The 5,991-nt window shown below is 52.9% G+C and carries 3 tRNA genes and 3 rRNA genes; all 6 read right to left on the reverse strand.

Features of this window, described 5'->3' with window-relative positions:
- Positions 1 to 77, reverse strand: a tRNA-Met gene (locus WNE31_RS18295).
- Between the two features lie 96 nt (positions 78 to 173).
- Positions 174 to 288, reverse strand: a 5S ribosomal RNA gene (gene rrf, locus WNE31_RS18300).
- Positions 289 to 377: 89 nt separating this feature from the next.
- A 23S ribosomal RNA gene (locus WNE31_RS18305) occupies positions 378 to 3,243 on the reverse strand.
- A 486-nt stretch (positions 3,244 to 3,729) separates the two neighbouring features.
- A tRNA-Ala gene (locus tag WNE31_RS18310) sits at positions 3,730 to 3,805 on the reverse strand.
- Between the two features lie 21 nt (positions 3,806 to 3,826).
- Positions 3,827 to 3,903, reverse strand: a tRNA-Ile gene (locus WNE31_RS18315).
- Positions 3,904 to 4,043: 140 nt separating this feature from the next.
- Positions 4,044 to 5,507 (reverse strand): 16S ribosomal RNA (locus WNE31_RS18320).
- The 16S, 23S and 5S rRNA genes sit together here with 3 tRNA genes alongside, the layout of an rRNA operon.
- Between the last annotated feature and the right edge of the window lie 484 nt (positions 5,508 to 5,991).

Here is a 5,991-nt window from a genome sequence, read left to right on the forward strand (position 1 = left end):
TGGTTGCGGGGGCAGGATTTGAACCTGCGACCTTCAGGTTATGAGCCTGACGAGCTACCGGGCTGCTCCACCCCGCGCCATGAGCACTTAGGTGCTGACGCACCCCAATGTGTATTTGAATTGGGGTATGTTTTTCATCGTATTGAGAGATATTGACTTGAGTTATTTACTAGGTTTGGCGATGACCTACTCTCCCACGCCTTAAGACGCAGTACCATCGGCGCTACGGTGCTTAACGGCCGGGTTCGGGATGGGACCGGGTGTTTCACTCGCGCTATGATCACCAAACCGAGTAAATAACTCAGGTCTGTCCAAGTTTTGTAGTGTTTTGTGTGTATGACTTATTGGATCTGGTAAAAGTCTGTCTTTTACTGGATCAAATCAAGCCTATCGGGCAATTAGTACCGGTCAACTGAATGCATTACTGCACTTACATCTCCGGCCTATCGACGAGGTGGTCTACCTCGGCCCTCAGGGATACCTTGTTTTGAGGGGGGCTTCCCGCTTAGATGCCTTCAGCGGTTATCCTGTCCGATCATAGCTACCCAGCACTGCTCCTGGCGGAACAACTGGTACACCAGTGGATCGTTCACCCCGGTCCTCTCGTACTAGGGGCAACTCCTCTCAAGTATCCTACACCCACGGCAGATAGGGACCGAACTGTCTCACGACGTTCTAAACCCAGCTCACGTACCTCTTTAAACGGCGAACAGCCGTACCCTTGGGACCTGCTCCAGCCCCAGGATGAGATGAGCCGACATCGAGGTGCCAAACACTGCCGTCGATATGGACTCTTGGGCAGTATCAGCCTGTTATCCCCGGCGTACCTTTTATCCGTTGAGCGATGGCCCTTCCACTCGGGACCACCGGATCACTATGGCCGTCTTTCGACTCTGCTCGACTTGTCAGTCTCGCAGTCAGGCTGGCTTCTGCCATTGCACTCAACGAGCGATTTCCGACCGCTCTGAGCCAACCTTCGCGCGCCTCCGTTACGCTTTAGGAGGCGACCGCCCCAGTCAAACTACCCGCCACGCAGGGTCCCGGATCCGGATAACGGACCGCGGTTAGACATCAAGCAGAACAAGGGTGGTATCTCAAAGGAGGCTCCACAGGAACTGGCGTCCCTGCTTCAAAGCCCACCACCTATTCTGCACATGTTGTGCCTGATGCCAGTGCGAAGCTGTAGTAAAGGTGCACGGGGTCTTTCCGTCTAACCGCGGGAAGCCTGCATCTTGACAGGCAATTCAATTTCGCTGAGTCTATGTTGGAGACAGCGGGGAAGTCGTTACGCCATTCGTGCAGGTCGGAACTTACCCGACAAGGAATTTCGCTACCTTAGGACCGTTATAGTTACGGCCGCCGTTTACCTGGGCTTCAATTCAGAGCTCTCACCCCTCCTTTTAACCTTCAGGCACCGGGCAGGCGTCAGACCCTATACGTCGTCTTGCGACTTCGCAGAGCCCTGTGTTTTTAGTAAACAGTCGCCACCCCCTGGTTTGTGCCCCCAGTCAATACTTGCGTAGAAACTGGGCCTCCTTCTCGCGAACTTACGGAGGTATTTTGCCGAGTTCCTTCAACATAGTTCTCTCAAGCGCCTTGGTATGCTCTACCAGTCCACCTGTGTCGGTTTAGGGTACGATCTCATGGAGGGCTATTTCCAGGAACCAATCAGCGGCCTGCCCAATCCGATAAGGGCAAACAACCTTCATGATCCGTCACATCCTCCTGGCTCAGGAATATTAACCTGATTCCCATCGACTACGCCTTTCGGCCTCGCCTTAGGGGTCGGCTTACCCTGCTCAGATTAGCTTTAAGCAGGAACCCTTGGACTTTCGGCGAGAGTGTCTCTCACACTCTTTGTCGCTACTCATGTCATCATTCTCACTAGTGATCTCTCCACCGGATCGCTCACGCGCCGGCTTCATCGAAAGCTCCCTTATCCTGCACTATTCTTGCGCTACCGCTCACGCTACTTGAGCGCGGTTGGCATCACAAAAATAGAAAAGGATGGGAACTATGTCACACTACGCTCTGCTACCATGCACTATGTGCATCCTAAGCTTCGGCTCATGGCTTGAGCCCCGTTACATCTTCGCCGCAGGACAACTTATTTAGACCAGTGAGCTGTTACGCTATCTTTAAAGGATGGCTGCTTCTAAGCCAACCTCCTGGTTGTTTTGGTCGTCCCACCTGCTTTCCCACTTAGCCATGAATTAGGGGCCTTAGCTGTAGGTCAGGGTTGTTTCCCTCTCCACTACGGACGTTAGCATCCGCAGTGTGTCTGCCGTATATTACTCCCGGGTATTCGGAGTTTGGTTAGGATCAGTAAGCCTGTGGGGCCCCATTACCCATCCAGTGCTCTACCCCCCGGGGTATTCGTACGACGCTCTACCTAAATAGATTTCGCAGAGAACCAGCTATCTCCGAGTTTGATTGGCCTTTCACCCCTAGGCACAGCTCATCCCGATCTTTTTCAACAGATGTGGGTTCGGCCCTCCAGTAAGTGTTACCTTACCTTCAGCCTGGCCATGCCTAGATCACTCGGTTTCGGGTCTAATGCATCTAACTCAGTCGCCCTATTAAGACTCGCTTTCGCTGCGCCTACACCTAACGGCTTAAGCTTGCTAGATACACTAAGTCGATGACCCATTATACAAAAGGTACGCCGTCAGCTCTCGAGGAGCCTCCGACTGATTGTAGGCGTTCGGTTTCAGGTACTGTTTCACTCCCCTCGTCGGGGTGCTTTTCACCTTTCCCTCACGGTACTGGTTCGCTATCGGTCAGTAAGGAGTACTTAGCCTTCGAAGGTGGTCCTCCGATCTTCAGACAGGATTTCACGTGTCCCGCCCTACTTAATACATCCCATCGAGCTTCCTATACGGGGCTATCACCCGCTATGGCCATGCTTCCCAACATGTTCTAGTCACTCTCAAGGCTTGGCTGGTCCGCGTTCGCTCGCCGCTACTAGCAGAGTATCAATTGATTTCCTTTCCTCCGGGTACTTAGATGTTTCAGTTCCCCGGGTTTGCTCTTAAAGACCTATGTATTCAGTCCTTAAGTACCTGGTTAAGAACATTATTGATTACCGAAGTAACAATAATGAACTTTCAGGTGGGTTCCCCCATTCAGAGATCCATGGATCAAAGCTTATTCTCAGCTCCCCATGGCTTATCGCAGAGTATCACGTCTTTCATCGCCTCTTACTGCCAAGGCATCCACCAAACGCCCTTCTCGCGCTTGATTTGATCCAGAAAGAGACAGACTTGCGTCTATCGTGACCGCAAACGCTGGCATGCAATGCAGTCCTGTTTCTGAACCAAAAGTCATACATTTCCCGCTCTTCATCCTGGAACCCATGCTGCCGATGTCGGTCGGCCCCGCATGGAGGACAAAGAACTTGGTGGTCCGCGAAGACCACCGCCACGATCCGCAAGGATCATGGTTGGTTAGTGTACTTGACTTGGACAACGCTGTTCGTTTCAGCCGGCAGACATATGATTGGTCGAGGAAACAACCGTGCACATATGCTCGCGTCAGACCCGAAGGCCTTCGGCACCAAACTGAGATCATCCTCTTACTTAAGGCGATCAAACAGTGTTGATTGTTACTTCAAGATTGCTCTCAAAGTAACTGTATCTCTCTTTACGATGTCAAAGCTTCCGAAGAAGCAATCATCCGATTGGATGGTTAAGAACCAAAGTGGTGCTTAACGATCAAATCGTGCGGTAATGGTGGAGCCTAGCGGGATCGAACCGCTGACCTCCTGAATGCAAATCAGGCGCTCTCCCAGCTGAGCTAAGGCCCCATTAGGTATCCCGTAGGATAATGGTGGGTCGAGGAGGACTTGAACCTCCGACCTCACGCTTATCAGGCGTGCGCTCTAACCACCTGAGCTACCGACCCAGACAGGCCGGCAGGCCTGATGTGTTTCTGAAGAGATATGAGGACGGCCTGGTCCGTTTGATATAGATCGGCAAAGGTACCGATCTGTTTGCTAAGTGATCAACGTGATCGGCGAACCAATCATCTATGATCATCCTTAGAAAGGAGGTGATCCAGCCGCAGGTTCCCCTACGGCTACCTTGTTACGACTTCACCCCAGTCGCTGATCCTACCGTGGTCCGCTGCCTCCCAAAAGGGTTAGCGCACGGCCGTCGGGTAGAACCAACTCCCATGGTGTGACGGGCGGTGTGTACAAGGCCCGGGAACGTATTCACCGCGTCATGCTGTTACGCGATTACTAGCGATTCCGACTTCATGGGGTCGAGTTGCAGACCCCAATCCGAACTGAGACAGTTTTTTGGGATTAACCCATTGTCACTGCCATTGTAGCACGTGTGTAGCCCAACCCGTAAGGGCCATGAGGACTTGACGTCATCCACACCTTCCTCCCGCTTATCACGGGCAGTTTCTTTAGAGTGCCCAGCCGAACTGCTGGCAACTAAAGATGTGGGTTGCGCTCGTTGCCGGACTTAACCGAACATCTCACGACACGAGCTGACGACAGCCATGCAGCACCTGTCACTGCGTCCCCGAAGGGAACGTACCATCTCTGGTAGTGGCACAGGATGTCAAGGGTTGGTAAGGTTCTGCGCGTTGCTTCGAATTAAACCACATGCTCCACCGCTTGTGCGGGCCCCCGTCAATTCCTTTGAGTTTTAATCTTGCGACCGTACTCCCCAGGCGGAATGCTTAATCCGTTAGGTGTGTCACCGAATAGCATGCTACCCGACGACTGGCATTCATCGTTTACGGTGTGGACTACCAGGGTATCTAATCCTGTTTGCTCCCCACACTTTCGCACCTCAGCGTCAGTATCGAGCCAGTGAGCCGCCTTCGCCACTGGTGTTCCTCCGAATATCTACGAATTTCACCTCTACACTCGGAATTCCACTCACCTCTCTCGAACTCAAGACTACCAGTATCAAAGGCAGTTCCGGGGTTGAGCCCCGGGATTTCACCTCTGACTTAATAGTCCGCCTACGCGCGCTTTACGCCCAGTAATTCCGAACAACGCTAACCCCCTCCGTATTACCGCGGCTGCTGGCACGGAGTTAGCCGGGGTTTCTTTACCAGGTACTGTCATTATCATCCCTGGCGAAAGAGCTTTACGACCCTAGGGCCTTCATCACTCACGCGGCATGGCTGGATCAGGCTTGCGCCCATTGTCCAAGATTCCCCACTGCTGCCTCCCGTAGGAGTCTGGGCCGTGTCTCAGTCCCAGTGTTGCTGATCATCCTCTAAAACCAGCTATAGATCGTAGACTTGGTAGGCCGTTACCCCACCAACTATCTAATCTAACGCGGGCCGATCCCTCGGCGATAAATCTTTCCCCCAAAGGGCGTATAAGGTATTACTCTCCGTTTCCAGAGGCTATTCCTTACCGAAAGGTACGTTCCCACGCGTTACTAACCCGTCCGCCGCTCACCCCGAAGGGCGCGCTCGACTTGCATGTGTTAGGCCTGCCGCCAGCGTTCGTTCTGAGCCAGGATCAAACTCTCAAGTTGAAAAGCTGTTACCAGCTTATCCTTGACGTTCGAACCTCTGCACATATCGTCCCGACCGGCATGATCGGGACATCACATCCAGGGCATTACTGAAACCCCGGACATGTACTGTTTGTTGTGCTTCTGGTTTCATCAGAAACCGAAAGCCGTCCAAACAGTGAAGCTGACACTAGATCATCGCCTTGCGGCTACTAGCGCGATATATGTGCAGTTGTTTGTTCATCGAAATGAACCAAACCGCCCACATATCTCTTCAGTGTATATCAATGTCAAAGAGCGTCGGACCCGAAGACCCGGAGACAAAATCTACCGGAAGCGCCATTTTCTTTTTGGCGCAACCCGCTTCAGCTGCCTCAGATTGTTGCCTCGCTTCGCCTTGGACTGTCTCGTCCGCCGCTCCGTCTGGCGTCCCGTTGTGCGCCTCAGCGCCGCCGGTGAGGGGGGTTCTACGGTTACTGCACAAAACCCGCAAGTGCTTTTTTCA

The organism is Shimia fortis, from assembly GCF_040225985.1.
Classification (GTDB): Bacteria; Pseudomonadota; Alphaproteobacteria; order Rhodobacterales; family Rhodobacteraceae; genus Shimia.